This is a genomic window from Pseudoduganella sp. RAF19, from assembly GCF_052114165.1.
Lineage (GTDB): Bacteria > Pseudomonadota > Gammaproteobacteria > Burkholderiales > Burkholderiaceae_D > Rugamonas.
Window position 1 is genome coordinate 325,917 of sequence record NZ_JBFREF010000001.1, and the last position, 26,553, is coordinate 352,469.

Below are 26,553 nucleotides of genomic sequence, written 5' to 3' on the forward strand. Positions count from 1 at the left end.
ATTCCAGTGAGGTGAGTCATGGAACCGCAAACGCAGGCCGGTAGCGGCTGGCAGGGCTTTGTCAACGACTGGGCGAGCGACAAGGTCGCGTTCCACGTCCCGTGGGGCAAGGCCATGATGTGGATCTTCCTCCTCAGCGACACCTTCATCTTCGGCACTTTCCTCACCGGCTATATGTCGGTGCGCATGGCGGAAACGGCGGCCTGGCCCAATCCCAGCGAAGTCTTCTCGCTCAACATCAACGGCACCGATTTGCCTTTGCTGCTGATTGCGATCATGACCTTCGTGCTGATCACCAGCAGCGGCACCATGGCGATGGCGGTCAACTATGGCTACCGGCGCGACCGCAAGAAAGCGGGCGTGCTGATGCTGGTGACGGCCTTGTTCGGCGCAATGTTCGTCAGCATGCAGGCCTTCGAGTGGACCAAGCTGATTCACGAAGGCGTGCGGCCGTGGGGTAATCCCATGGGCGCGGCGCAATTCGGTTCCTGCTTCTTCATGATTACCGGCTTCCACGGGCTGCACGTATCGGCGGGCGTGATTTATTTGTCGATTGTTGCGAAGCGCGTGATGTCGGGCTATTACGAGAAGCGGGGTTATGACATCGTCGAGATTGCGGGCCTGTATTGGCACTTTGTCGATCTTGTATGGGTGTTCATCTTTGCATTGTTCTATCTGTGGTAGGAGGCGATCATGTCCGGCGCAACGACAACCCAGCACCCGATCAGCATCTACTTCAAGATCTGGATTCTGCTCTTTGTGCTGAGCACCTTCTCCTACCTGGTCGACTTCTTTCACGTGCAGGGCTATCTGCGCTGGACTTTGATCCTGATTCTGATGGTGCTGAAGGCGGGTTTTATTGTCGCCTTCTTCATGCACCTGAAATGGGAGCGGGTCGCCCTGATCTGTGTGATTCTCGTCCCGCCGGCAGCGCTGCTGGTGTTATGCGCGCTGATGGCAATGGAATCCGATTACACTTATCTGATCCGGCAAGCGTTCTTCAGCTGATTGAACGCAATCTTGATTTGCGGGAGGCATGCTGCTACAATGCCGCCACGCTTTTACGACGTCCCCATCGTCTAGAGGCCTAGGACATCACCCTTTCACGGTGAGTACCGGGGTTCGAATCCCCGTGGGGACGCCAAGTCAAATCTATCAGCGTAGTGCACGTCCCGGTCCCCATCGTCTAGAGGCCTAGGACATCACCCTTTCACGGTGAGTACCGGGGTTCGAATCCCCGTGGGGACGCCAAAACACTTCCTTCCTCTCGCATTGACCAACACTCTTGCCATTTTCTGCAAAGTTGTCGACAACTTTGGCGACATCGGTATTTGCTGGCGGCTCTCGAAGCAGCTCCGGCATGAGCACGGCGTTGCCGTCACGTTGTGGGTGGACGATCTGGCAAGCTTTCGCCGCATCTGCCCGGAAGTCGATACCGCCGCTGAAACGCAAACCGTACATGGCGTGACCGTGCGCCACTGGCTTGATCAGAATGGCGTCTTCACGCCGGACGATGTGGCCGACATCGTCATCGAATTCTTTGCCGTCGATATCCCGCCCGGCTACGTGGAAGCCATGGCGCAGCGCGCAAGCAAGCCCGTTTGGTTCAACCTGGAAGGGCTGACTGCTGAGGAGTGGGTGGAGGGCTGCCACCGCCTGCCGTCCATGCACCCGCGCTTCCCGCTGACCAAGCATTTCTTCTTCCCCGGGTTTACCGATAAAACCGGTGGGCTGCTGGTCGAGCGTGACCTCGCTGCGCAGCGCGCCGCCTGGTCGGCCGACGACGCGACCGCCTTGCTGTCGCGCCTAGGCGTTACGTCGGAAGAACAGGCCGCGCTGAAAGTCTCGCTGTTCTGCTATCCGCACGCGCCGGTCGCTGAGTTGTTCGCTGCCTGGGCGGCGGGCGGCGATGCCATCACTTGTCTGGTGCCTGAAGGCGTGGCCGATGCGGCCGTGCGCCAGTACCTCGGTGGGGACGCCAGCGCGGGCGCAGCACGCACGCATGGCGCGCTGACGGTGCGTGTGATTCCCTTCGTGCCGCAGACTGAGTACGACAAGCTGCTGTGGTCGTGCGATCTGAACTTCGTGCGTGGGGAAGATTCCTGGGTGCGCGCGCAGTGGGCTTGTCATCCCTTTGTCTGGCACATATATTTCCAGGACGAAAATCTGCACCACAAGAAGCTGCGGGCTTTCCTGCAACCTTATGCGGCTGGAAATGCCAGCCTGCCGGAATTCTCACTTGCCTGGAACGGCGCCAGCGAAGGCCACGATTGGCAGGCGCTGTGGAGCGCCCTGATGGGCGACCTGGGACCCTTGTCCCAGCGCGCTGTCGACTGGCAGCAACAGATGCGGTCCCATGGGGACCTCGCCACTAATTTACTGGAGTTTGCCCGATCCCTCCAGTACGCCTAATGAGAAAAGTGAGCTATAATGATCGGTTACTGCAACCCCCCTTTATAAGCGTAGAGTTTTTATGAAACCAGCAAAAGAAATTCGTGTCGGCAACATCATCATGGTCGATAGCAAGCCGTTCATCGTGCTGCGCTCCGACGTCAACGGTTCCTCCCGTACCGGCTTCACCTACAAGTGGAAGATGAAGAACCTGCTGACCAACGCTCCGCTGGAAAACGTGTTCCGCGGCGACGACAAGTTCGACGTTGTAGTTCTGGACAAGAAGCCAGTGACCTACTCGTACTTCGCTGATCCGCTGTACGTCTTCATGGACGAAGAGTACAACCAGTACGAAATCGAAGAAGAAAACATGGGCGAAGCCATCAACTTCCTGAAGGATGGCATGGGATGCGAAGCCGTGTTCTACGACGGCAAGGCAATCTCCGTTGAACTGCCAATCACCATCGCTCGCCAGATCGTTTACTCGGAGCCAGCAGTGAAGGGCAACACCTCCGGTAACGTGATGAAAGAAGCCAAGATCGAAAACGCGATCGAAGCCAAGCAGTTCACCATCCAGGTGCCACTGTTCGTGAGCCAGGACGACGTGATCGAGATCGACACGCGTACCAACGAATTCAAGAAAGTTGTTCGCAACTAATTTCGGCATCCCCGAAACGCAAAAAAGCCCGCAACCGCGGGCTTTTTTATTGCCTGTTCAGTTCAATCAACCACGCAGATAGGCGAAACCGGCGTCCATCACTCCAACCAGAGCGGCTTTGTTTTCAGGGCTTTCGCTAAACGCCAGCAGCAGGTCCTGGTGCGACGAAGCTTTTGCCATTGGCGATGGCCCCGGTGCTATCTGTCGAAATGGCGGTCATCGCGCCACTGGTCATATTCTTCAGTTGAAGTGTGGTAGCTGCGCGCGGCTGAGTATTTTCGAATGCGATGAAGTTGCCGTCGTTACTGATCGCGGGTTCGCCACTGACGCCGCCCAGCGTTCCCGTCGCTGGCGTCGACACATGCTTAATCGTACCGGTCTGCAGGTCGTGGATATAGATGTCGTCGTCGCCAATGGTTGTGTCCGAGGCGGCCAGTGGGGTCGAGCTCGTAAAGACAAAATAGCGTCCATTGCCGGAAATGGCAGTTGCCGCATTAGTCGCTTTGACCTGCGGTTCAACGAGGGTAAGCCGGTTCGGGGTCATATTGCAAAGAGTACAAGCATAGATGGTTGGTAGTGTCCTCCCCACAGAAATATGCTGTCAAGAAATATTTTTAGTTTTTTGATAGCAATTTACCTACAGTCACTGGTATGCTACCGGTTTGCGACTTTTCGGCAATATTGCAGGATCATTCATCAGCGGGGATGGCATGGATCGCAGGAATTTTGTTCGGATGGGATTGGCCGTCGGCGGGGCGGCGACGCTTGCGCGCACAGAAAGCACGTTCGCGGCAAATAAGCCCGGTCCAGGCGGCATTCTCGACACCGGCGTGCAGCAGCAGCAGGAGCTGATGGCCGCGAACAAGCTGACCTCCCATTCGCTGACATCGCAATACCTTGCCCGCATCAACAGCATTGATAAAGCCGGCCCCCGCATCAATGCCATCATTGAAATCAATCCCGAAGCGCTCAAGATCGCCCGCGAAATGGACCGCGAGCGGCTGGCGCGCCGTGTGCGCGGTCCGCTGCATGGCATTCCCGTTCTGCTGAAAGATAATATTGCGACAGCAGACCGCATGAGCACCACTGCCGGTTCGCTGGCGCTGGCTGGCGTGCGCGCCGCGAAGGATTCGCATGTAGCGGCGCAACTGCGCGCTGCCGGCGCGGTCATCATCGGCAAGACCAATTTGAGCGAGTGGGCGAATATGCGCTCCACGCATTCCGTCAGCGGCTGGAGCGCGCGCGGCGGCTTGACGCGCAATCCGTATTCTCTCGACCGCAACTGCAGCGGGTCCAGTTCCGGTTCCGGCGCTGCGATAGCGGCCGGCCTGGCCACGCTGGCAGTCGGCACCGAGACGGATGGCTCCATCGTATCGCCCGCGTCGATCTGCGGCCTGGTCGGCATCAAGCCCACGATCGGACTCGTGAGCCGCAGCGGCATCATTCCTATCGCACATTCGCAGGACACGGCAGGCCCCATGGCGCGCAATGTAGCCGATGCGGCCTTCATGCTGAGCGTGATGGCCGGCGCCGATGCGAACGACCCCATTACGCAGGACGGCGCAGGCAAAGTCTCCGATTACGCCAAGGCCCTGGACAAGAACGCCCTGCAGGGCAAGCGCCTCGGCATCGCACGCAATTTCTTCGGCGGCAGCGATGCCATCGACGCGGAAATGGAAAAGGCGCTCGCCGCATTGAAATCGCTCGGCGCGGAGCTGATCGACGTGAAGGTGCCGAATACCGAGAAATACGGCGACAGCGAAACCGAAGTGCTGCTGTATGAGTTCAAGTCCGACCTCGCGGCCTACCTGAAGAACTACGCGCCGGACGCGCAGGTCAAGAACATGGCCGACCTGATCGCCTTCAACAAGCGCAACGCGCAACTCGAACTGCCATACTTCGGCCAGGAATACCTCGAGCGCTCCGAAGCCAAAGAAGGCCTGGACAGCCAGGCATATATTGAAGCGCTGGCCAACAACCGCCGCTACTCGCGCGAAGAGGGTATCGACCAGGTCCTGAAAGAACACCGCCTCGACGCGCTGATCGCCCCCACCGACGGCCCCGCATGGCTGACTGACTTCATCAACGGCGACCATTACGGCCGCAGCTTCTCTTCACCTGCCGCCGTTGCTGGCTATCCCCACGTGACCGTCCCCGCGGGCCACGTGCAAGGCCTGCCCGTCGGCCTGAGCTTCGTGGGCACCGCCTTCAGCGAAGCCTCGCTGATCGGGATGGCCTACGCCTACGAACAAGCCACCATGGCCCGCCGCGCCCCACAATTTCGCGCCTCCGTATCACTGGCAGTGAAGTAATTAATGAGGGCTTAAGGTCTTTTGGTAACACTAGGGCATGGACGAGAAAGACGACAACAATCCCCTCAATATGCGTGTGGCCGTGGTGGTCGCCATCCTCGCGACCTTCATGGGCATCTGCAAGGTCAAGGACGATAACATCAATCAGGCCATGCAGCAGGCGCAGGCGAATAAGGTGGACCACTGGTCCTTCTACCAGGCGCGCAATATCCGTGAAGAGGTCGCGAATGCGACGATCGTGCAGCTCAAACTGGCCAAGGGCGGGCGTCCGGCGAGCGAGCAGCCGGCTTACGACGAGGCCATCGCCAATTACGTCAAGCTGGCTGCGGATCAGAAGCGCAAGAAGGACGAGCTGAAAGCCCAGGCCGAGCAGGACGATAAGACCTACGACGCCTTGAATTTCAAGGACGACCAGTTCGACCTGTCCGACGCCATGCTGGCGATCGCGATCGCGCTGCTGGCGATCACCACGCTGACCAGGCAGCGCTGGCTATTCTGGCTGTCGATGGTGCCTACGGCGTTTGGCATCTTCATGGGCATTTGCGGTCTGTTTGGCTTGCCCTTCCACCCAACCGCGCTGGTGGCCTTGCTGTCTTAGCGAGGGTAGGTGAAGCCGGTGCGTATATCCATCGGCAGCAGCTTGCCGCCCTGGCGCACCATCAGCCGCTGGGGTGGCTCGTCGCCTGCCAGCGCACCCGGCGCGACAAGCAACCCTTCACCTTTGCGTATCAGTTGATCGCAGCGTTCATAGACGTTGCGGCAGCCGGTGGCTTTGAGCAGGGCCTGCACGATAGCGACCTTCCACAAGTCGACGCCGCCGGCATTGAACTGGCAGACCAGATAGCCGTCGGTGCCGCCGTAGCTGTGTACCAGCAGGCCTGGCAGGCCGTCCTTGTCGCCATCGATCAGCTGAATCAGCGCCTGCGGATCTGCGCTGTTCAGCGCATCGGCGCGCAGCTGCACAGCCGCTTGTACGCGGCGCTTGATCAGCGCGTGATCGACCGGCTCATCCTCGTGCAAGCTCCACACGCGCGCCGCGACCTGCGATTTGGCGTTGTACGCTGCGCGGGCCAGGAACTGGCGCGACGAAGTCTGCACGATCGCCGTGGCGCCCGGCTTGTTGCGCTCCTGCGGCTTGCCATCGACTTTTTCGATGGCCGATACATAGATCAGCGGGTCGCCGGCAAGTATGCTTTTTTCCTTGCCCTGTTTGATGGTGATGATGAGCATGATCAGATTTCGATGAAGCGCATCTTGAAGTTGCGGCCCTTGAAGGAGCCGAAATCACCGCCCATGCGGCTGGCGGCGTTCAGGCGCGAGAAGGCGTCGTAAGCGATGCGGCGGTCCAGCGCGACGTAGGTCTGGAACTCGGTCACATTGATCTTGCCGACTTGCTCCTTCATCAGCTTCCCGTCGCCGGTGAGGGCGCCCAGCACGTCGCCGGGACGCAGCTTGTCCTTCTTGCCGCCCGCGATACACAGGGTCATCATCGGCGCCGGATCGCCATGTTCATCTTCGGCCGACAGTTCCTTGATATCGCGCCATTCGACGGTGGAGCCCTGATACTCCTCGATCGCTTTCACCCACTTCTTCTCGTTGGGCGCGCACAGCGTCAGCGCCAGGCCCTGTTCGCCGGCGCGGCCGGTGCGGCCCACGCGGTGGATGTGCACCTCGCTGTCCTTCGACACGTCCGCATTGATCACGGCTTCCAGGCCGGAGATATCGAGGCCGCGCGCGGCCACGTCGGTCGCGATCAGGATCGAGCAGCTGCGGTTCGAGAACAGCACCAGGATCTCATCACGTTCGCGCTGTTCCAGTTCGCCGTACAAAGCCAGCGCGGAGAAGCCGTCGGCGCGCAGCGTATCGAGCAGCTCGCGGCAGTGCGCTTTTGTATTGCAGAACACGATGGCGGAGGCGGGGCGGTAATGGCCCAGCAGGCGCGCTACGGAAGCGTCGCGTTCATTGAAGCCGATTTCATAGAAGCGCTGTTCGATCTGCGAAGAAGTGTGCTGCGCTTCCACGATCACTTCCACCGGCTCATACAGGAAGGCTTCGGTGGCCGCGCGCATATCGTCCGGATAGGTGGCGGAGAACAGCAAGGTCTGGCGGCGTTTCGGGCAGGCACTCACGATGCCCGCGATCTCATCGTAGAAGCCCATATCCGTCATGCGGTCCGCTTCATCCAGCACCAGCATCTGCACGGTCGAGAGATCGATGGTCTGGCGCGAGATGTGATCGCGAATGCGGCCGGGCGTGCCGACCACGATATGCGCGCCATGCTCTAGCGAGGCAATCTGAGGACGCATTGGCGCGCCACCCGTCAGCACCAGGATCTTCACATTGCCCACGCTGCGCGCCAGGCGGCGCAGTTCGTTTGCCACCTGATCCGCCAGCTCGCGGGTAGGGCAGAGCACCAGGCCTTGGGTCGCGAACCACGCGGGATTGATTTTTTGCAGCAGACCGATACCGAAAGCGGCGGTCTTGCCGCTGCCGGTTTTCGCCTGGGCAATCAGGTCGCAGCCTTGCAGCACCGGCGGCAGGCTTTGCGCCTGGATTGGCGTCATTTCCTTATAGCCCAGCGAATCGAGGTTCGCCAGGAAGGCATCGGACAGGGGCAGGGTAGAGAAAGAAGTCATGGCGTTAGTCACGGCGCCAGACAGGTAGGCCCGTTAAGTCAAGATTGGGATCATTCTGCCAGATTGGCAGGCCGGTGGTATCGGTTGGTTCGAGCAGTTCCATCTGCTCTTGTTTCATCGCCTTGCTGCGCTTGCGCGGCGGCGGCGGACGCTTAAGCTCCGGCTCCATTGGCTCAGCAGGGCCAAAGCCCGGCAAATCCAAGGTCGCGTTGTCTTTTTTATCTCTCATTTGCCGCCACAGAAAACAAAATGGGGCGATACCCAGCGCAGTAAATGGGGACGTCACACATTTTCTGAAATGTGTGACGTCCCCATTTACTGCGCTGGGTATCGCCGCCATTCGATTACAAAATCGGACCGCAGTGTAACACAGGCAACTGCTTTAGCGGAAGGCAAGCGCCCCTGTCAGGTCGCCCGGTGGCAGGGCGCTGCGCTCGGCGAAGGCCTTGTTGCGCACGTCCAGACCCTGTAGCAGCGGCAGGTCGTGCAGGCGCGTGATGAAGCGCAGGATGGACGTGGTGTCGTAGAAGCTGTGGTCCACCGCGCCCTTCTTCGCATGCGGCGACACGATGATCGCCGGAATGCGCGAACCCGGACCCCAGCGGTCGCCCTTCGGCGGCGCCACGTGATCCCACCAGCCGCCGTTTTCATCGAAGGTAACGACCACGACCATATCTTTCCACTGCGGAGATTTCTTCAGATGCTCCAGCACATTGACCACGTGCTGGTCGCCGGACTCCACATCCGAGTAGCCTGCGTGCAGGTTGAGGTTGCCCTGCGGCTTGTAGAAGGTGACCGCAGGCAGCTTGCCTGCCACCACATCGGCCAGGAATTTGTTCGAGATCGGGCTGTCTCCCAGGCCGCCATCGCGCAGGTGCTCGGAGCGGGCCGATGTGCCGGGGCCGAACTGTTTGAAGTAATTGAAGGGCTGGTGGTGGTACTGGAAGTTCGGCTTGGGACCGCCGCCTTTCGCGTCCAGCGCAGCCTGGAAGGCGCCGCCATACCATGCCCAGCTCACGCCTTTGCGCGACAGCAGGTCGCCAATGGTGTCGTAAGTCTGTGGCGGCAGCACGGCCGGATCGTTCGGATCGGCCAGCGTGGTATCGCCGCCCGCAGCCGGACGAATATAGCTCGGCTGATAGGGCGGGGCCATGGTGTTGACCGCAAAGCCGTCTGGCGTGATGGCGCCGTCGTTGACGTACACCGGCTTGCCATCCAGTGCGGACTTGGGATTGTCGGGCGAAACCGCCAGACGCGTGCCGGTTGGGCCATCGGACAGTGCGCAAATCTTTTTCTTCGCGACGCTGTTTGCCGCGTCCGGATATTCCGGTGTGCGGCCCGAAATCAGGAACTGGTGGTTCAGGTAAGATCCGCCGAATGCCGCCATGAAGAAGTTATCGCACAGCGTGTATTCGCGTGCCACCTGCCACAGGCCAAGGTTCTTGCTGGTTTCGCCATAGTGGCCCATCACCATGCCGCCGGTATTGCCCCAGGCGACGAAGCCGTCGTTCTTGCCGCCGTTGATCTGCATCTGGTTCTGGTAGAACAGGTGCCACAGGTCGCGCGTGATCACGGATTCCGGCAGCGGCTTGCCTTCCGCATCGCTCAGCTTGAACGGCGCGTTCGGCAGATGTTGGATGTGCTCTTCCTTCACTTCATAGCGCTTGCCGCCGATGTCCTGCGGCGTCGGCACCAGACCGCCCCAGATCTTCGGCAAGGTAGGCAGGATGCTGCCATCGTAATCGCGCTGCTGGTAGTCGGCCGGCTTCAGTGCGGACATCGGCGCGGCCAGGCCAGGGAAGTCGGCGAACAGATTGTTGAAGCTGCGGTTTTCCAGATAGATCACCACCACATGTTTGACGTTGGCCTTCAGCTTGGCGTCCAGCGAAGTGTGCTTCGGCGCCGGTTTGGCTTCCACCATCGCGCTTGGCAGGGCAGTGGCAATACCGGTGGCGGCTGCGGCGCGGAAAATCTGGCGCCGGGAAGGCTTGCTTGGCTGGTCATTCATTGCGGGTCCTTGGTGATACGGTGAGCTGGCCATTATATGACAAGCTTGCTTCCTGCCAAGGTTGCTGGAAATGAAAAAAGCCGCTGAAACCAGCGGCTTTTTGAATTTGGTTGCGGGGACAGGATTTGAACCTGTGACCTTCGGGTTATGAGCCCGACGAGCTGCCAGACTGCTCCACCCCGCGTCTGAGGCAAGCATTATATACCGTGCTCACAGCTTCCGCAAGGTCGGATTTCAGGCAATGCCCAAACGCCAGAGCGAGGTCAGTTCAGCGGAACGGGCGGCATGCAGCGGATCGGACGGATCGGCAGCGCGCGGGTGCACCGGACGCACATCCGTGCGGCCCAGCACCTTCAAGCCGCCAGCGGCGATCCATCCCAGCAATTGTTCGCGCGGGCGCAGGCCGAGATGCTCCGCCAGGTCGGACATGACCAGCCAGCCTTCGCCGCCAGGTTCCAGATGGTCTTTCAGTCCGGCGAGGAAGCCGCGCAGCATTTTGCTGTCCGGGTCGTACACCGCGTATTCGATCGATGAGCTGGGGCGCGCCGGCACCCAGGGAGGGTTGCACACCACCAGCGGTGCGCGTCCTTCCGGGAACAGGTCGGCCTCGATCAACTCGACCTGGTCGTGCAGGCCGAGGCGGGCGATATTGTCGCGGGCGCAGCTCAGCGCGCGCTGGTCCATATCGGTGGCCACGATGTGCGGGATGCCGCGTTTGGCCAGTACGGCGGACAGCACGCCCGTACCCGCGCCGATATCAAAGGCCAGTTGCGTATTTTTCGGCAGCGGCGCATCGGCTACCAGTTGCACGTATTCGCCGCGCACCGGCGAGAACACGCCGTAGTGCGGGTGAATGTGCTCACCGTCCAGCGCGGGAATCGCCACGCCGGCCTTGCGCCATTCGTGCGCGCCGATCAGGCCTTGCAGCTCGCGTAGCGAAATCACGAAGGCGTCTTCGCCGCGCCCGTAGGCTTCATTGCAGGCCAGCTTCACGTCCGGCGCGCGGCGCAGCGGAATGACGTAGCCAGGTTCGAAAGGAATCAGCAGCATGGCCAGCGTGCGCGCGCGCTGTGACTGCGCCTGGCGATGCAGGTGGAAAGCTTCGGTGGGCGAGGCGGGCGCTTTCGCGGCCTTCTTCTTGCCCTTGCCGTGTTTGTGGTCGGCGCGACGGGCCAGCGCCTGCAGCAGCTGGCGCGCGTTCTGGAAGTCGCCACGCCACAGCAGCGCCGTGCCTTCGCAGGCAAGACGATAAGCCGTGTCGGCGTTCATGGTGTCATCGGCGACCTGCACGCGCTTGGGCGGCGGATTACCGGCTTCCGAATGCCAGCGCGCGGAGCGCGGTTCGCCCTGTTCGGTCCAGTGGATCAGTTGTTCTTGAGATGCTTGCATGGGGCGCCATTATACGCACCCGCCTGCGTCGCCTCCCGGCCCAGCCGATATATCGCAGGCGCCCAGCTCTCCGCGCGCATCGGCATCGATTCTGCGCCGTGCTTGCGGGATGAGCAGCAGCGGCGCGAACAGCCAGTAAAGTGGGATGGCGCGCATGATGGCGCGCGCGGCGTCCAGCCCTTCCAGCAGGCAGCCATTCTTGCGCACCACGATCTCGCCCTTGCGCAAGGGCGGCCGGCCGGGCGGTGGCTCGGTGGTGTCGCTGACCAGCCGGAGCCAGTCGAAGCGATGGTGCATGGCAGCATACTGCGCGCAGCGCTCGCAGTCCGGATGGCGGTAGATCAGGATAGGGTTCATGCACCTAAGACGTGCAAGCCACCGGATTTGTGACAATAAAAAAGCGGCCGGAGCCGCTTTTTTTATGCAGAAGGTGGCTGGGCCTGGCCGGCGGCCGGTGTTGCGGCTGGCGCCGCCTCGGCTGCCGGTGCGGGCGCCGCAGCTTGGGCAGGGGCGGGCGCTGGCGTTGCGTCCGCTGGAGCCGGTGCAGGAGTTGGTGCCGGGGCTGGCGCCGCGGCAGGGGCGTCGGCTTTCTGCGCGGTGGCGCCATAGGCGTTGGCGACTTCCTTGGCCTTGTTCGCCGGTGCGTAGGTATCCAGCTTGCTGTCGCTGTTGACCAGCTTCAGCAGGCGCATGGACAGCTTGCCCAGTTCGTCGGCGCCATCGCCGCTGTCCTTTTTCTGCTGGATGGAGACGTCGTGATTGTGCTCCATCAGCTTGAACAGGTCGGCCAGCGAGCCTGGGAAGTCGATGTCCGGGAACTCGACGGTCGGCAGCGGCATGGCCGGATTCTGGTCGGCCATCTCGGCGCGGCGCGAAGGCACGCTGGTCGCTGCGGCGCCTGCCTGTGCCGACGCCTGATATTTGATCTCGACTTCGAAGTCGAATTTGCGGCCGTCGGCCGTGGTGATCGTGCCCTTGCCGAGGAAATGCGAGCTGTCGGTCAGGCTCATGGCAGCGGCGTCGGTGACGCCGTTCGCATCTTCGCTGTGCATCACGCCCGCAGCGAGCGTCGAGCTGGATTCCAGCGTCACCGAATCGAAAGAAATCGTTGCGCCTTTGGCCTGGTCGCCGAACAGGTTCTGGGCGAAGGAACCGAGCAGATTCTGCGCCAGGTCCACGGTCGAATTGCCCAGGTCGGCAACCCGCTTTTGCATATCGATCCCCTGGCTCGACAGCGACACAGCGCTGCCCGCGTCCGCGTTCTTCACCGGAGCCGTACGTGTCTGTTTAGCATCCTGCGACGTCGCAGGAGTCAGATTCTGGTAGGGGCGGGTGCCCAGAGGATTAAGAGAGTTCATACCGTCAGTTACGGCAGACCTGCGAATTTCTTGAGGCAGATCAATGGTGGTGCGTCCACAAACCGTTGGATTCGAGGTAGGACTTTACTGCATCTGCCTGGCCGATGGCGTGCAGTTTGACTTCCCCGCAGGTGCATACACCGTAGTAAGGCGTAATGTGTGAGCAAGCTGATACTTTTTGCATGGAAACTTTAACTGCTTTGGAGCACTTTACGCATTTGAAAGTGAGGGTACGGGGAGCTTTCAGCATGATCTTTTTTGCGGCAAAAGGACGATTTTATCAGGCAAAGACGTTGATTGTCGGTTGCTTTTGGTTAACCCCGTAGGCGCTGCGGACTTTGGCGTCCAGTTCGGACTGCGCTTCCTGCTGCATTTGCACCGCGCGGGCGGCCACGGCCCGGTCCGGCCCCGACGGATCGGCCGGAGCCAGAGCGGCAGCCTGGATGGTGCGGGCGCGTTCCAGGGTTTCCTCCGGCGTGCGGCCGGGCGAGGTGTCGATATTGACTTCGCCGGCTACGGCGTAGCTGACGCCGTCCGGTCCACGTGTGTAGGTGTAGCTGGCGCCGGAAGTCGCAAGTCCGCCCGCGGCAGCAAGGTGGGCCTGTTCGTGCTGGCGCACCTTCAGATCGGTGGCCTTGAGTTCATCAAGCTTGGCCTGGTCCTCTTTCGAATAGTCGCGCGTCACCGAAGCGGAGGCCTGAAGGGCCGCCTGCGGATTGCTTCCGGCAGATGAAATGGCGCCAATGCTCATGAAACCACTATAGCAAATTGTTTCAATTTGACGCCGCGCAAACGTCAACTGAAGCCACAGGCCCGCGTTGAAGGCTTATCCAGTGAGCCGCAAGGAGTACGACATGGATCAAAGCAAGCAACCGAGCAAGGAAGCTGTCCGCCAATGGCTGCAGACGCGGCTCGTGGAGCATCGTCCGCCGCCAGACCCGCAGCAGATCCGGCGTGAGCTCGGGTGGGAGATGTGCAGGGAGGAGCGGGGCGAAGCTCCGTACCGTCTAACTGACTGACACCACACTGCGGCCGCCGGCCGCGGGTTGCACCAGGATTCGTGTCGAGATCCGCTCCGTCATCTCCTGCACGTGGGAGATCACACCGACCTTCCGTCCCATCGACTGCAAACCATCCAGCGCGTCCATCGCGACGCGCAGGGTTTCCGCATCGAGGCTGCCGAAGCCTTCGTCAATAAACAGCGATTCCACCCGCACGCGGTTGGAGGACAACGACGCCAGTCCCAGCGCCAGTGCCAGCGATACCAGGAAGGATTCGCCGCCCGACAGCGAGTGCACGGAACGCATTTCGTCGCCCATATGCAGATCGCGCACCAGCAGCCCAAGCGAAGGCTGGGCGGGATTGTCGATGCGCTGCAACTGATAGCGCGGCGCCAGGTGCGCCAGGTGGGCATTGGCGTAGCCGAGCAGCACGTCCAGCGTGAATTGCTGGGCGTAGTTGCGGAAACGCTTGCCGTCAGAGGAACCGATCAGCTCATCGAGCGTCGCCCAGCGGCGCTCGATTTTCTGTTGCTGCCCGATTTCTTCCATCATCGATTCAGCCGCGTGGCGGCGCGCATCGTCCTGCGCCAGCTGGAGTTTTAATGCTGTTGCCTGGTCGTGTGCCTGCTTGCGCTCTTCAGCGATGGCTGCCACGGCGCTCGCGACGTCGTCCGCGCTGCGGCGTTCGCCCGGGGCTGCGCTTTGTTCATGCTGCGCGCGCTGCGCCTCGCGCTCGGCGAGCACCGTACGCGCGGTGGCCTGTGCGTCATCGATCGCGCGCAGGGCTTCCCGCTCGGCGCGGATGGTGTCCTGGCTTTCTGCCAGCAGGCCACCCAGCCCGTCCAGCGTCAACTTGCAGCCCGCGCCGCTTGTGATGTTCGTCGCGTCGCGCGCGTCGACCACCTGCGTCAGCGTGCCGCCCGCGCCGGTAAAGGCGTTCTCGCCACTCGCGAAGAGCGCCGCTTGATCGTCTGCCGCACCGCGCTGGCTATCGTTGAACGCGTCCAGCCAGGCGCTGAGCTGTCCGCTGGCGCTGGCTGCCGCTTCGTCCAGCGTGGCGATGCGCGTGCGGGCCTGTGCCAGTGCCTCGTCAGCGCGGACGCGCTGCTGGGCCGCTTGTTGCAAGCCCGCTTGCTGCGTGTCGACCGCGTTGCGTGCTCCTGTGATAGTGTCGCGCAGCCGTGCTTCGACTTGCTGCACCGGCTCGCCGTGCCACAAGGCCAGCCGTTGCGACTGCGTGTCGCGCAGTGCAGCGGCGGCGGTGTCGTGCGCGGTTTGGGTGGCGGACAATTCCGCTGCGGTGCGCGACTGGGCCGTCTGCAAGGCTTGCAGCTCGATGGCCGCGGCCGAGATGGCGGCCGCGCATTCGGCGTGCGCGGCGCGCCGGGCCAGCCATTGCGTGCTTTCGGCCTTGCGCTGCTCGTAGAATCGCGCGGGACCGTCCTTCCACTGATCCTGCCAGCCTTCGTGCGGCGCGTCGGCGTGGTTGAAGGCAGTGTCCAGCTCATCGAGCAAGGCGGCCAGGTGCAGGGCGGTATCGGTGCGCTGGCCTTCGAGCGCCTCGCGCTGGGCAGTGTTCTGCGCCAGCGCGGTATGGGCAGCGTGCAGATTTTGCTGCTGCTTGCCAAGTTCGGACGCAGCCTGTTCGCAAGCCTGCTGGGCGATCTCACGCTGACCCAGGACGCGGCGATGTTCCTTTTCGCGCGATTCGAGATCGCGCAGTGCGGCTTGCGCAGCGCTCAACTGCCCGGCCAGCCACGGCCCGCGCTCCGCCGCGGCGAAGGATGCAGCGCCGGCACTGGCGTCGTCACTGGCGACCTTGGCGACGCTCGGCAGCGGCGCGAACGCGGCCAATGCGTCGGCGGCGGATTGCCAGCGTGGGGCGAGGCGGGCGAGGGTGTCGTCGAGCGTGTGGCGCTCTTTGGCGATGGTGGCCAGCTGCTCGATGCTGGCCTGCACCGTTGCGAGCTGGCTGGCTTCATGCTGCGTGTTCCGGTGCAGTCGCTCGCGGGTGGACGCGACGTCCGCACGCAAGGTGTCGAGCATGGATTGCAGCGCACTGTCCATGTGGCGATAGGGATGGTCGGTCGCGCCGCAAACCGGGCAGGGCGCCTCGTCTTCCAGCGAAGCGCGCAGCTTTTCGACGCTTTCGCCGCACGCCACCTCGGCAAGCTTGAGCGAGCGCTCGGCCTGCGTGGACGCGGCCACCAGTTCAAGATTGACGCGCTGCGCTTCGGACGCCAGCTGATCGGCCTTGCTGCGCGCCTGCTCCAGCTGGACGGCGTGTGCGTCCAGCGCCTGCTGGCGCGACTGCGCCGCCGACAGTTCCAGCCAAACCTTCTCGGCATCACTCAGCAATTCGCGCCGCTGCTCAAGCGAGGAACGCTCGCTTTGCAGCGCATCTGCATCGAAGCCGGAAAGCGCGTCATTGGCAAGCTGGCGCTGGTGCTCGGCCAACTGCAATCGCTCGGTGGCGGAGGCGGCGCCGGCGCGGGCGTGCGTTTCGTCCGTACGCAGGCGCGCGCCTGCTTGCGCGACGCCGTCCAGGGTTTGCGACAGCTTGCCGGCTTTCGCCGCCTCCTGGCCCGCTTGCTGGAACAGGACCTCGCAGCGCGGCCATTCCTGCGCCAGAAGCGCCCAGCCGGCGTGTGCGGTGAGCCAGGCATCGCCGGCGGCTTGTTCCTGCTGTAGCGTTGCATGCACGGACTGTTTGACTTGCAGGGCCGCCAGTGCGCCGGCATCGGCCTGTGCGGCGGTGTCGCGCGCGGCATTCAGTTGCCGCAGATTGGCTTGCATGCCGTCGATGCGGACATCCAGTGCCTTGGCCTGGTCGAGCTGCGGCGCGGCGTCGCGCTGGGCTGCTTCGGCTACGGCCAGTGTTTCAACGGCTTGCGCGGCGGACGCTGCCAGTTGCTGCTGGCGTTCTCCCGCGAGGGCGGCATCGTGCTGGCCTTGCTCCATCGCGGCGTGCGCTGTCGTGCGCTCGGCGGCGATGCGGATAATCGCGTCATTCAACGGACGCGCTTCCTGCACCCCTTCCAGCGTTGCGAGGCGCGCGCGGCGCGGTGCTGCAGCTTCCGCGCCGGCGCAGCGGGCCACAAGCGCTTCGTGCGCCTGCTGCACGCCGGTGGCGAGGCGCGCGGCTTCCTGGTGCCAGCGAAGCTCCGCCTCCAGCACGGCCTTGCGCTGGTCGACAGCGGCCAGTGCGGCTTCGGCGGACGTGCTTTGCGACTCGGTTTGCGCGCGCGTGTCGGCATCGAGCGGCTTCTGGTCGGCCAGGCGTCCCAACAGGCGCTGCAAGGCCTGGGCCTCCTGTTTGGCGCGTTCGTGGGCACGGATCGATATATCGCTGTAGATCGCGCTGCCGGTCAGCGTTTCGAGCAGGGTGCCGCGTTCATCGTCGGCCGCTTTAAGGAAGGTCGCAAACTCGTTTTGTGCCAGCAGGACGGCGCGCGTGAACTGGCCGAACGACAGGCCGATGCGCTGTTCGATCTCGGCCTTCACCTCAGTCTTGGTGCCGCCAATCGGTTGCAGCTCCGGCAGCTTATGCAGCGACATGCCGGTCGGCTGCAGCGCGCCGGCAGCGCGTGTGCGGGCGCGGCGCACGTTCCAGCGCGCACGGTAGGCCAGGCCGTCGTTGCCGACGAAGTCGACTTCGGCGTGACCCTCGGCCGCGCCGCGGCGCAGCAGGGTGCGTGGATCTTGCGACGAGATGTGGTCGCCGACGTCCGGTGTTTTGCCGGTGGCGTTCAGCAGGCGAGGTGTGGCGTCGTAAAGGGCCAGGCACAGGGCGTCCAGCAGCGTGCTTTTGCCGGCGCCGGTGGGGCCGCTGATGGCGAACAGGCCGGACGATGCCAGCGGCTGGCTTTCGAAGTCGACCGAGAATTCGTCGGCCAGCGAGGCGAGATTTTTGCCGCCAATGCGCAGGATTCTCATGGCTGCATCAACTCCGCAAAGGCGCTCAATTGGTCGGGCGGCGCTTCGTTGCCGTATTTTTGCTGATAGAGGCGGCGGAAGATGTCGTCCGGCTTCAGCCGGTCCAACTGGTCGAGCGAGACGGCCGCTTCTTCCAGCGTAGCGCGGGCCGCACTGGAGGTTTCAATCTTTGCCAGCCGTACCGGCTTGCCTTGCAGGGCTTCTTCGATGCGGGCGCGCAGGCCGGGTTCCGGGGCGTCCAGCCGCACGCGTACTTCCAGCAAAGGCTGGGCTTCCGCTGGCGCGTCCGGCAGCTCAAGCGCGGCTAGGGCTTCCAGGACTTGCGCCAGCGGCGCAGGGCGCGCGGGAACGCGCAGCAGCGGCACGGCGCGTGGAATGTGGATTGGCGCGATCTCGCGGACGGATTCGCCATCCAGCTCGATGCGCAGTACCTGGTGCTTGTAATCGACTTCGGCAAAGGACAGCGGAATCGGGCTGCCGGCGTAGCGCAGATGTGCGTGGCTGCCCACTTGCTGGGCGAGGTGCAGGTGGCCCAGGGCGGCATAGGCAATCGGCGGCGCGAACATCCCCGCGGGCAGCATCTCGGTGCCGCCGATGACGATGCGGCGCTCGGAATCGTGCGACATCTGGCCGTCGACCATATGGCAGTGGCCCATGGCGACGATGGCCTGGCCCGGCTGGCGCAGCGTCTGCGCGTGCGAGAGCGCGAGCCGGTACAGCTCGGCGATGCCGGCGAGGTAAGGATCGGCGGCCAGTGGCGCATTATCGGCGTGACTGGATTCAGCGGATTCTGCGGAGCCTGCGGTCAGTGCGGCGGTGTGGGGTGCATCGCCGGTGGATTCCGCTGCCGGGGGGGCGATGCGCGGCACGTCGCCGGGGCGCAGAAAGGGAACGGCCAGGCACCAGGCGGCGATTTCACCGTTACGGCGCTTCAGCGGCAAGACCATGCGTGATACGTCGATTGCGCCGTCGGCGTGGCGCTGCACGGCGCCGATCACCTGCGTGCCGTGCACTTCCAGCAGCGGACCTGGCGCCTCCAGCCGTCCCGGCGAATCGTGATTGCCTGCGATGACGACCACTTCCAGCTGCGGCGCGCGTGCGCGGGCCTGTTGCAGGAAGCCGTACAGCTGCTTCTGCGACGCCGCCGATGGATTGGCGTTGTCGAAGATATCACCCGCAATCAGCAGGACGTCGGCCTTCTCGGCCACGATCGTATCGAGCAGCCAGTCGAGGAAACGCTGGTGCTCGTAGTGACGGTCAAAATTGTGGAGCGACTGGCCAAGATGCCAGTCGGAGGTGTGCAGCAGACGCATGGGAGTTCGAATCGCGTAGGAAGCGCACAATATAACGCATCCGGATTGCGCGCGGCTTGATCTTTGCCAATGTGGGCGGCACGCTGCGGTGGATCGATGGTCCGCCCTACGCGGCACGCCCTTCGGGCAGCAGCTTCCCGCTGCGGAAGGTGTTGCGGCCGGCCTGCTTGGCTTCGTAAAGCAGCAGGTCGGCGCGTTTCAGCAGTTCTGCCGCGCTCACGTCTTCGCTGTGATAGAAGGTAAGCCCCACACTGGTGGACACATTGACAATCATGCCGTCCAGCTCAAACGGCGACTGCATGGTCGTTACGATCTTGGCGGCGGCAGCCATGGCGTCTTCCGGCTTGTGGATGCGCTCCATGATAACGGTGAATTCATCGCCGCCCAGGCGCGCCACCGTGTCGCTGGAACGCATGGCATGCGACAGGCGAGCGGAGAAAGCCTTGAGCAAGGCATCGCCCACCGCGTGGCCGTAGGTGTCGTTGACAGGTTTGAAACGGTCGACGTCCAGATACATCACAGCCATCAGCGCATCGTTGTCGCGGCAGTAGGCCATGCTGTCGTTCAGCTTTTGCAGGAAACCCGCGCGGTTGGTGAGGCCCGTCAGCGCGTCGACCTGCGAAAGGCGCAGCAGGCGCTGCTTCTCGCGCTTCTGCGCCGTGATGTCCTGGCGCATGACGTGGAAACCGATCACAGTGATGCCGTCCTCGTCGAACTGCGGAATGTAGACCACCTCGAAAGTGCGTGTGGCGCCTTCGCTGTCGTCGTCTTCCTCGAAATTCAGCGTCTCGCCGGACAGTGCGCGTGCAATATAGGGCTGCAGGAAGGCGTAGCGCTGCTCGTTGACGACTTCGTGAATCGTCTTGCCGGTAACGTGCACGCCGGTCTTGCTGAATTCGCGCTCGTAGGCGAGGTTGTGGAAGCGGTAGACTTCCTCGAAGTCGATGTAGGCGATCATCGCTGGCAGGGTGTCGGCAATGGTGCGCAGGCGCGATTCGCTTTCGCGCAGGGCCATCACCGACTTGCGCACCAGCGTGATGTCGTCCAGCGTGCCGACGTAGCCGTCGATCTTGCCATCGATGACGATGGGCGCGACCTTGATCGAAGTCCACACGATCTTGCCGTCCGGGTGCACGCAGCGCAGCGTCTCCTGGAAGGATTGCTGGCTGTGATACAGCTGCAGCAGCGCCGATTGCAGCATGTCGCGGTCGTTCGGGTGCACGCCTCGCAGCCAGCCTTTGCCCAGCGCCGCCTGGCGCGACAGCCCGGTGATCGCTTCAAAGGTCCGATTGACATAAGTGCACATGCCCTGGCTGTCGGCGCGGATCAGGCCCAGTGGCGAGGCGTCGTTGACGGCGGCCAGCTCCGCCTGATTCTTGCGCACCGCCAGTTCGGCGCGTTTGCGTTCCGTGATATTGCGGATGGTGACCGCCACGCCGTCTTCAATCGCCACGATCTGGTGGCGCAGCCAGACCATCTGGCCGCCCAGCTCCGATTCGAATTCCTCTTCCAGATGCTGGCCCGTTTCCATCACCGAGATGCATTTGTCGAAGAAACCGGCGCTGCGCCACTCCGGCATCATTTCTCCCATGCGCTGGCCGATGGCTTCCTTGCGTGGATGGCCGAGCATGGCCGCACCGCGTTCGTTCACGTCCATCAGCACATAATCTCTGACCTCGTTCTGCATGGCGCCGTTGCGGCAGGACCGCAGCAGGAACAAGGCGTCCAGGCTGGCGTCCGATGCGGCACGCAGCTTTTCCTGCGCCTCGTTGGCGGCCCGCATGCTGGAGCGCAGGCGGCGCGCCTGCTGGGTGAGCAGGGCGGCAAAGCCCAGCACTACCAGCGAGCCAAGAATCACCGCTCCCAGATACAGCCGGCGCTGGCGGTCGAAGCGCGCCAGCGCAAATTCGGTGGTGTTGCCGACAACTGCCGTCAGCGAAAAGCGCGGCATGTCGCGGAAGCTGTAGATGCGGTCAATGCCATCAATGGGGCGCTTCAGCACCAGTTCATCGGGCGACTGCACGGGATCGGCGGGCGCCACGTAATCGACGGTGTCGCTGATGAAAAGACGCTCGTCGACACGGCCGACAGCGAGGCCGGTATCGCGGCTGACCAGCATCACCAGCCCGCCCGGCTCGACCTGCATGCGGTCGTAATCCTCCACGAAATACGCCGGGTCGACCATCAGCAGGATGATGCCCTCGAAGGCGCCGGCGCGGTTATTCAGGCGGCGCGCAATCTGGATCTGCCATTTCTTGGTGACCGGATCGACCATGGGATTGGTGACCAGGGCCACGTCCTCCATGCTGGTGGAGAGCGTGCGGAAGAAGCTTTGATTGCCAAAATTGTCATGGAACAGGCCATTGCGGCTTTCCACCAGCTGGCCGTCGGCGTCGATCAGCGCAATCGGCAGCTCCAGCCGCGCCGGCATCACGGAATCCAGCAGGCCGCCGCGGCGCGTGAATTCAGCCAGGCGCAGAGTGCCTTCGGTTTCTTCGTATTTGAGTTTGAACAGCTGGGTTGCGTGGTCGCCCTGGCGCAACAGGTAGCTGGCGTGTTCGGCCAGCGTGCGCGCCAGCGATTGGCTCTGCTGCACGGCCTCGTGATGGGCGCCGTCTTTTTCCAGGTTGAGCTGATAGAACAGGTCGAACCACATCCCCACCAGTAAGGCCAGGGTAAAGGACGGCAGCAGTATCACGCGATACAGCTTGCGCAGCGTGCGTCGGGCAGGGGAAATAATCTTACTCAATTGACCTTGGCCCCAGGTGGCGTGGAACGGTGTCCAGTGTGCCTATTCTGCCATGGGACTGTGCAGAAAGTAACAAAAAGTGGGCAGTTCGCCATTAGAATAGTCGTTCGTTTTCTACGGGATTCCGGACTTGACCGAACTTACTCTCAGCTTGCCCGCCGCACGCGCCCTGCACCTGGCTGCCCAGGGGCTGCTCCAGCCCCGCCGCCGCAAGGCCCAAAAGGCCGACGTGCTGCAAGCGATCCGCTGCATGGGCGTGCTGCAGATCGACACCATTCACGTGGTGGCCCGCAGTCCTTACCTGGTGTTGTGGAGCCGCCTCGGCGACTATCCCCAACCCTGGCTGGAGGAACATCTGGCCGAAGGTGCGCTGTTCGAGTATTGGGCGCACGAAGCCTGCTTCGTGCCGATCGAGGATTACCGTCTGATGCGTCACCGCATGGTGGACCCGTCCGCAATGGGCTGGAAGTATAACGAAAAGTGGCTGAAAGAGCGACGACAGGAAGTGGACTCCGTGCTGGCGCACGTGCGCGAAAAAGGGCCGGTGCGTTCCTCGGATTTCGAGCGCAAGGATGGCCAGGCCGGCGGCTGGTGGGAGTGGAAGCCTGAAAAGCGCTCGCTGGAAGTGCTGTTCACGACCGGCGAATTGATGATCGCGCGCCGCCACAACTTCCAGCGCGTCTACGATCTGGCCGAGCGCGTGCTGCCGGGCTGGGACGACAAGCGCATGCCCGCCATGGAAGAAACACGCCGCGAACTGGCGCTGAAAACCGTGCGGGCGCTCGGCCTGGCGAAGTCCGCCTGGGTCGCGGACTATTACCGCACCAAGCCGCCGCGCCTGGATCTTGAAGCGCTGGTTGATGACGGCGCGCTGCTGCGCGCCCGCGTCGACGGCTGGAAGGAGCCGGTCTACATCCATCCGGATCTGGCCGACCTGGCGCAGGCTGCGGCCGACGGCAGCTTGTCCGCCACCGCGACCACGATCCTGTCGCCGTTCGACCCGGTGGTGTGGGACCGCCGCCGCGCCCAGGAATTGTTCAATTTCGACTACCGGCTGGAGTGCTACACGCCCGCCGAAAAGCGCCGCTACGGCTACTTCACTTTGCCGATCCTGCGCCGCGGCGCGCTGGTCGGACGGCTGGACGCGAAAGCGCATCGCCGCAGCGGAATCTTTGAAGTGAAGTTCGTTGCGCTGGAGCCGGGCGTCAAGGTCACGGACCGCTTTACGCGCGATGTAGCAGGGGCATTGCAGCGGCTGGCCAACTGGCACGAGTGCCCGCAAGTGCAGGTGGCGCGCTCCGAACCTGCTCCTTTCGCCGAGCTGCTGCAGGCGGCGCTGGATGGACAGGCGGTGGAACAATGATGCTCTCCGCAGCTCCTCTACGGGTCGTCGGCGCGGACGGCCAGCCGGCGCTGGGCCGCTTTGCCGGTGCAACCCAGGCCTTCGACTGGCACCTGCTGTCCAAACCTCATGCACGCGGCGCCTTGTGGCGGCGCTTCCATCACAAGAAATGGCATTACCTGTCGCTGGTCAGCGAGCAGGTGATGGCGGCGGTCGCCATCGTGGACCTGGGCTGGACCAGCACCTGTTTCGCCTACGCCTACGACCGCAACGACGGCGACATCGTTGCCAACTTCTCCCAGGATGGCTTGCCGGGCCGTCTCTCGGTCGGCGTGGCGGACAACGTGGACGGTGGCAGCTGGTTCAAGGCGCGCGGCACGCGCATCGACATCGAACCGCTGGACGGCGGCCGCTTCCGCCTCACCTTGCGTTGCCCCTACCTGGAAATCGACGCCGAAATGGGGCCGCCGATTGGCCCGCTGCTGCTGGCTACTGGGCCGGTGCAGGGTGGGGCGCTGCATGGCACGCAGAAGTCGCCCGGCATGCCGCTGACCGGCGAAGTGCGCACCTGGCGCGATGAATACAAGCTGGAAGGCGGCGTGGCCAGTTTCGACTATTCGAACGGTCTGCTGGCGCGGGAAACCTCGTGGCGCTGGGCTTCCGGGCATAATCTGGAAATGGGCTTCAATCTGCAGGCAGGCTATTTCGGCGGGAATGAAAACGCGCTGTGGCTGGATGGACAGGTGCTGCCGCTGGCGCCCGCGCATTTCATTTATGATCCCGACGATCCGATGGAACGCTGGCATATCTTTACAGAAGACGACCAGTTCGAACTGTTCTTCACGCCGGAAGGCGCACGCCGGCAGAACCGTAATATGGTTGTAGCAGCCAGCCGCTATATTCAGCCTATCGGCACGTTCAGCGGCTGGGTGCGCAGCGGCCCGAATGAACCGAAACGCATGGTCACGCAGCTGGCGGGCGTGACGGAGGACCACTACTCGCGCTGGTAAGAAAGGGCAGACATGAGCATCAGGAATATGGACAGTCTGTTCGAACCGTCTTCCGTGGCCATTTTTGGCGCCTCGCAGCGGCCGGACCGCATGGGCACCAAGGTCATGAACAATATGGCGGACAGCGGTTTCGCGGGCGCCATCTGGCCGGTCAATCCGAAGTATGGCGAGCTGCTGGGCGTTCCTTGCTACGCGAAGCTCTCGGCGCTGCCCGGTGTGCCGGACCTCGCCATTATCTGCACGCCGCCGGATAGCATTCCCGGTCTGATCGCGGATCTGGGCAAGCGCGGCACGCGCGGCGCGCTGGTGCTGACGCCGGTATCGGACAACGTGCGCCAATCTCTGTTGAAGGCCGCGCGGCCTTATCTGATGCGGATTCTTGGACCGGGCGGCATCGGCCTGATAGCGCCATCAGCGGGATTGAATGCCAGCGTTGCCCATGTCGGCGCCAAGCCGGGCAAGCTGGCCTTTATTTCACAATCTGCCACCGTGATGACGGCCGTGCTGGATTGGGCGCGCCTGCACGGCATCGGCTTTTCGCGCGTGGTGTCGCTGGTCGAGGGCGGCGATATCGACCTGGCCGATATGCTGGATTTTCTCGCAGCCGATGACGATACCAGCGCGATCCTTATGCATATCGAATCCGTGAGCTGCGCGCGCAAATTCCTGTCGGCGGCTAGGCTGGCTGCGCGCGGAAAACCCGTCGTGGTGCTGAAAGCGGGCCGCAGCGGCGATGACCGCGTGTATGACGCCGTGATCCGCCGCGCGGGCATGCTGCGCGTGTTTTCCTCGTCCGACTTGTTCGACGCGGTACAGACGCTGGCCAATGCGCGGCCGACGCGCGGCGAGCGGCTGGGCATCATCTGCAATGGCTGGGGGCCGGGCCAGCTGGCTGCGGATGCGCTGTCCTGGGTCAAGGGCAGCCTGGCGCCGTTGTCGCCGGAGGTGGCTCGTGCTTTGAAGACGGTGCTGCCCGAAGGTCTGGCGGTGACCAATCCCATCGACATCGGCGGCGAAGCCAGCGCCGAACGCCATGCCGCGGCGCTGCAAGCCTTGCTGAAGGAGCCGCAGGCCGATGGCTTCCTGCTGGTGCACGGCCCTACGTCCGCCACCGGCAGCATGGAAGTAGCGCAAGCCGTGGCGCCGATCATCAAGGCCAGCAACCGTAGCGTCTTCACTTGCTGGCTGGGCGGTGGCGCAGTTGAAGGCGCGCGCCAGGTGTTTGCGGATGCGGGTTTGCCTGCCTACGACACGCCGGAAAAAGCGGTGCGCGCCTTCAGCCAGGTCGTGGCCTATCACCGCAACCAGTTGCTGCTGAATGAGGTGCCGGGACAAGCGCCGGTGGCGAGCGCGCCGGAACGGCAGGCCGCACGTGCTGCAGTCGAAGCAGCACAGGCCGGCGGCGCCAAAGAGCTGGCGCCGGAAGATTTGCGTGCCGTGCTGGCGGCTTATGGCGTCGTGCTGGAAGAAGGTGCAAGCATCGATTGTGGCAATCTGCAGCTACGGATCGCAATGGCCGTCGATCCCGTGTTCGGTCCCGTCATCAGCTTCGGCCTCGGTGGCAGCGCCGGGAAAGTGGTGGACGATCGTGCCGTCGGCCTGCCGCCGCTGAACATGGTGCTGGCGCGCGAGATGCTCGAACGCACGCGCGTGTTTCGCGCGCTGGCCGCGCATAGCGACGCCGTGTGCCGCATGCTGATTCAGGTCGCCGAACTGGTGGCCGACATCGGCGAAATCGCCAGCCTGGAAATCAATCCGCTGGTGGCGGCGGAAAACGGCCTGTCGCCGCGCTCAGCACGCATTGCGCTGGGGCCGAAAAGGCCGGAATCGGCAATGGCCATTCGCCCCTATCCGCAGGAGCAGGAAGAGGAGATCAGCTGGCAGGGCGCGCCGTTGCTGCTGCGGCCCATTCGTCCCGAAGATGCACCGGCCCACGTGCGCTTCTTCAGCCAGATGAATCGGGATGATGTGCGGCTGCGCTTCTTTTCAGCAATGAAGGAGCTGCCGCCCGCCCAACTGGCGCGCCTGACCCAGATCGACTACGACCGCGCCATGGCCTTCATCGCCACCCGTACGGGCGCTGATGGCGAGCCCGAGACTTTAGGTGTCGTGCGCGCTATCGCCGACCCGGACAATCAGGCCGCCGAATTCGCCATCGCTGTGCGTTCCGATCTGAAAGGACTAGGCCTCGGCAACATTCTGTTCCGCAAGTTGATCGATTATTTCCGTAGCCGCGGCACACGTGAATTGCATGGCGAAGCGCTGGCGGAGAATGCAGGAATGCAACAGCTTATGCGTAGATACGGCGGGCGCGTGACGGCATCGGCAGAAGCTGGTATGGTAGATCTTCGTCTTGAATTGCAGCCGAAAGCACCGTAAATTATTAGCACGCCACCCGCAGAAGTTTGAGCTAGATCAAGGGTGGATCTGTCGGGCTTATTTACACTTGT

At 63.0% G+C, this 26,553-nt stretch carries 22 protein-coding genes and 3 tRNA genes; 11 read left to right on the plus strand and 14 right to left on the minus strand.

Annotated elements, in window-relative coordinates; genetic code table 11:
* The first annotated feature begins 18 nt into the window (after positions 1–18).
* The 6 genes from AB4Z19_RS01615 to AB4Z19_RS01640 all read left to right on the plus strand — a co-directional run bounded on the left by AB4Z19_RS01615 (position 19) and on the right by AB4Z19_RS01640 (position 3,049).
* Positions 19–684: a heme-copper oxidase subunit III family protein gene (locus AB4Z19_RS01615; RefSeq protein ID WP_442034024.1), complete on the plus strand. Its 666-nt coding sequence runs from the start codon at positions 19–21 to the stop codon at positions 682–684.
* A gap of 9 nt (positions 685–693) precedes the next feature.
* The gene (locus AB4Z19_RS01620; protein WP_442029173.1) at positions 694–1,008 is read left to right on the plus strand and encodes a cytochrome C oxidase subunit IV family protein; all 315 of its coding nucleotides are present in this window, start codon (positions 694–696) and stop codon (positions 1,006–1,008) included.
* Positions 1,009–1,068: 60 nt separating this feature from the next.
* A tRNA-Glu gene (locus tag AB4Z19_RS01625) sits at positions 1,069–1,144 on the plus strand.
* 31 nt (positions 1,145–1,175) lie between these two features.
* Positions 1,176–1,251, plus strand: a tRNA-Glu gene (locus tag AB4Z19_RS01630).
* 21 nt (positions 1,252–1,272) lie between these two features.
* Entirely contained in the window at positions 1,273–2,412 is a 1,140-nt protein-coding gene (gene earP / locus AB4Z19_RS01635; protein ID WP_442029174.1) for an elongation factor P maturation arginine rhamnosyltransferase EarP, read from the plus strand.
* A gap of 61 nt (positions 2,413–2,473) precedes the next feature.
* Positions 2,474–3,049, plus strand: a complete 576-nt coding sequence (locus AB4Z19_RS01640) for an elongation factor P (protein WP_442034026.1) — start codon at positions 2,474–2,476, stop codon at positions 3,047–3,049.
* Positions 3,050–3,185: 136 nt separating this feature from the next.
* On the opposite strand, the gene AB4Z19_RS01645 is transcribed toward AB4Z19_RS01640, so the two are convergent.
* Positions 3,186–3,593: a hypothetical protein gene (locus AB4Z19_RS01645; protein WP_442034028.1), complete on the minus strand. Its 408-nt coding sequence runs from the start codon at positions 3,591–3,593 to the stop codon at positions 3,186–3,188.
* A gap of 166 nt (positions 3,594–3,759) precedes the next feature.
* On the opposite strand from AB4Z19_RS01645, the gene AB4Z19_RS01650 reads away from it, so the two are divergent.
* Together AB4Z19_RS01650 and AB4Z19_RS01655 are read left to right on the plus strand one after the other, a co-directional pair.
* On the plus strand, positions 3,760–5,361 hold the full coding sequence (locus AB4Z19_RS01650; protein ID WP_442034029.1) for an amidase: 1,602 nt from the start codon (positions 3,760–3,762) through the stop codon (positions 5,359–5,361).
* A 37-nt stretch (positions 5,362–5,398) separates the two neighbouring features.
* Entirely contained in the window at positions 5,399–5,959 is a 561-nt protein-coding gene (locus AB4Z19_RS01655) for a DUF4337 domain-containing protein (RefSeq protein WP_442029707.1), read from the plus strand.
* Here the strand turns inward: AB4Z19_RS01655 and AB4Z19_RS01660 are convergent.
* The 13 genes from AB4Z19_RS01660 to AB4Z19_RS01720 all read right to left on the minus strand — a co-directional run bounded on the left by AB4Z19_RS01660 (position 5,956) and on the right by AB4Z19_RS01720 (position 21,751).
* Positions 5,956–6,591, minus strand: a complete 636-nt coding sequence (locus tag AB4Z19_RS01660; RefSeq protein WP_442034031.1) for an SAM-dependent methyltransferase — start codon at positions 6,589–6,591, stop codon at positions 5,956–5,958. The two genes, AB4Z19_RS01655 and AB4Z19_RS01660, sit on opposite strands and share 4 nt — an antisense overlap.
* A 2-nt stretch (positions 6,592–6,593) precedes the next feature.
* On the minus strand, positions 6,594–7,997 hold the full coding sequence (gene dbpA / locus AB4Z19_RS01665; RefSeq protein ID WP_442029846.1) for an ATP-dependent RNA helicase DbpA: 1,404 nt from the start codon (positions 7,995–7,997) through the stop codon (positions 6,594–6,596).
* A gap of 4 nt (positions 7,998–8,001) precedes the next feature.
* Entirely contained in the window at positions 8,002–8,226 is a 225-nt protein-coding gene (locus AB4Z19_RS01670) for a hypothetical protein (RefSeq protein WP_442034033.1), read from the minus strand.
* A gap of 153 nt (positions 8,227–8,379) precedes the next feature.
* The gene (locus AB4Z19_RS01675; RefSeq protein WP_442034035.1) at positions 8,380–10,005 is read right to left on the minus strand and encodes an acid phosphatase; all 1,626 of its coding nucleotides are present in this window, start codon (positions 10,003–10,005) and stop codon (positions 8,380–8,382) included.
* Between the two features lie 107 nt (positions 10,006–10,112).
* A tRNA-Met gene (locus tag AB4Z19_RS01680) sits at positions 10,113–10,189 on the minus strand.
* Positions 10,190–10,239: 50 nt separating this feature from the next.
* Positions 10,240–11,394, minus strand: a complete 1,155-nt coding sequence (locus tag AB4Z19_RS01685; RefSeq protein WP_442028253.1) for a methyltransferase — start codon at positions 11,392–11,394, stop codon at positions 10,240–10,242.
* 9 nt (positions 11,395–11,403) lie between these two features.
* Positions 11,404–11,751, minus strand: coding sequence for a hypothetical protein (locus AB4Z19_RS01690; protein ID WP_442028252.1), 348 nt, complete (start codon positions 11,749–11,751; stop codon positions 11,404–11,406).
* A gap of 62 nt (positions 11,752–11,813) precedes the next feature.
* Positions 11,814–12,752 carry a hypothetical protein gene (locus tag AB4Z19_RS01695; RefSeq protein WP_442034037.1) on the minus strand — a complete coding sequence of 313 codons (939 nt, stop codon included), beginning with the start codon at positions 12,750–12,752 and terminating at the stop codon, positions 11,814–11,816.
* Between the two features lie 40 nt (positions 12,753–12,792).
* Complete coding sequence (locus AB4Z19_RS01700) at positions 12,793–13,002, minus strand: hypothetical protein (RefSeq protein WP_442025984.1); 210 nt, start codon at positions 13,000–13,002, stop codon at positions 12,793–12,795.
* A gap of 30 nt (positions 13,003–13,032) precedes the next feature.
* On the minus strand, positions 13,033–13,503 hold the full coding sequence (locus AB4Z19_RS01705) for a putative metalloprotease CJM1_0395 family protein (RefSeq protein WP_442025983.1): 471 nt from the start codon (positions 13,501–13,503) through the stop codon (positions 13,033–13,035).
* A 256-nt stretch (positions 13,504–13,759) separates the two neighbouring features.
* Positions 13,760–17,689, minus strand: a complete 3,930-nt coding sequence (locus AB4Z19_RS01710; protein ID WP_442034038.1) for an AAA family ATPase — start codon at positions 17,687–17,689, stop codon at positions 13,760–13,762.
* Positions 17,686–19,002 carry an exonuclease SbcCD subunit D C-terminal domain-containing protein gene (locus tag AB4Z19_RS01715; protein ID WP_442025981.1) on the minus strand — a complete coding sequence of 439 codons (1,317 nt, stop codon included), beginning with the start codon at positions 19,000–19,002 and terminating at the stop codon, positions 17,686–17,688. The genes AB4Z19_RS01710 and AB4Z19_RS01715 overlap by 4 nt, the downstream gene beginning before the upstream one ends.
* 106 nt (positions 19,003–19,108) lie before the next feature.
* Entirely contained in the window at positions 19,109–21,751 is a 2,643-nt protein-coding gene (locus AB4Z19_RS01720; RefSeq protein ID WP_442034040.1) for a diguanylate cyclase domain-containing protein, read from the minus strand.
* A 130-nt stretch (positions 21,752–21,881) separates the two neighbouring features.
* On the opposite strand from AB4Z19_RS01720, the gene AB4Z19_RS01725 reads away from it, so the two are divergent.
* The 3 genes from AB4Z19_RS01725 to AB4Z19_RS01735 are packed head-to-tail and all read left to right on the plus strand — an operon-like array spanning position 21,882 to position 26,482.
* Positions 21,882–23,114 carry a winged helix-turn-helix domain-containing protein gene (locus AB4Z19_RS01725; RefSeq protein ID WP_442029683.1) on the plus strand — a complete coding sequence of 411 codons (1,233 nt, stop codon included), beginning with the start codon at positions 21,882–21,884 and terminating at the stop codon, positions 23,112–23,114.
* A complete protein-coding gene (locus tag AB4Z19_RS01730) occupies positions 23,111–24,103 on the plus strand; it encodes a DUF2804 domain-containing protein (protein ID WP_442034041.1) in 993 nt (330 codons plus the stop codon). Before AB4Z19_RS01725 ends, AB4Z19_RS01730 begins: the two co-directional genes overlap by 4 nt.
* Positions 24,104–24,115: 12 nt before the next feature.
* Entirely contained in the window at positions 24,116–26,482 is a 2,367-nt protein-coding gene (locus AB4Z19_RS01735) for a bifunctional acetate--CoA ligase family protein/GNAT family N-acetyltransferase (protein WP_442028054.1), read from the plus strand.
* Positions 26,483–26,553: the final 71 nt, after the last annotated feature.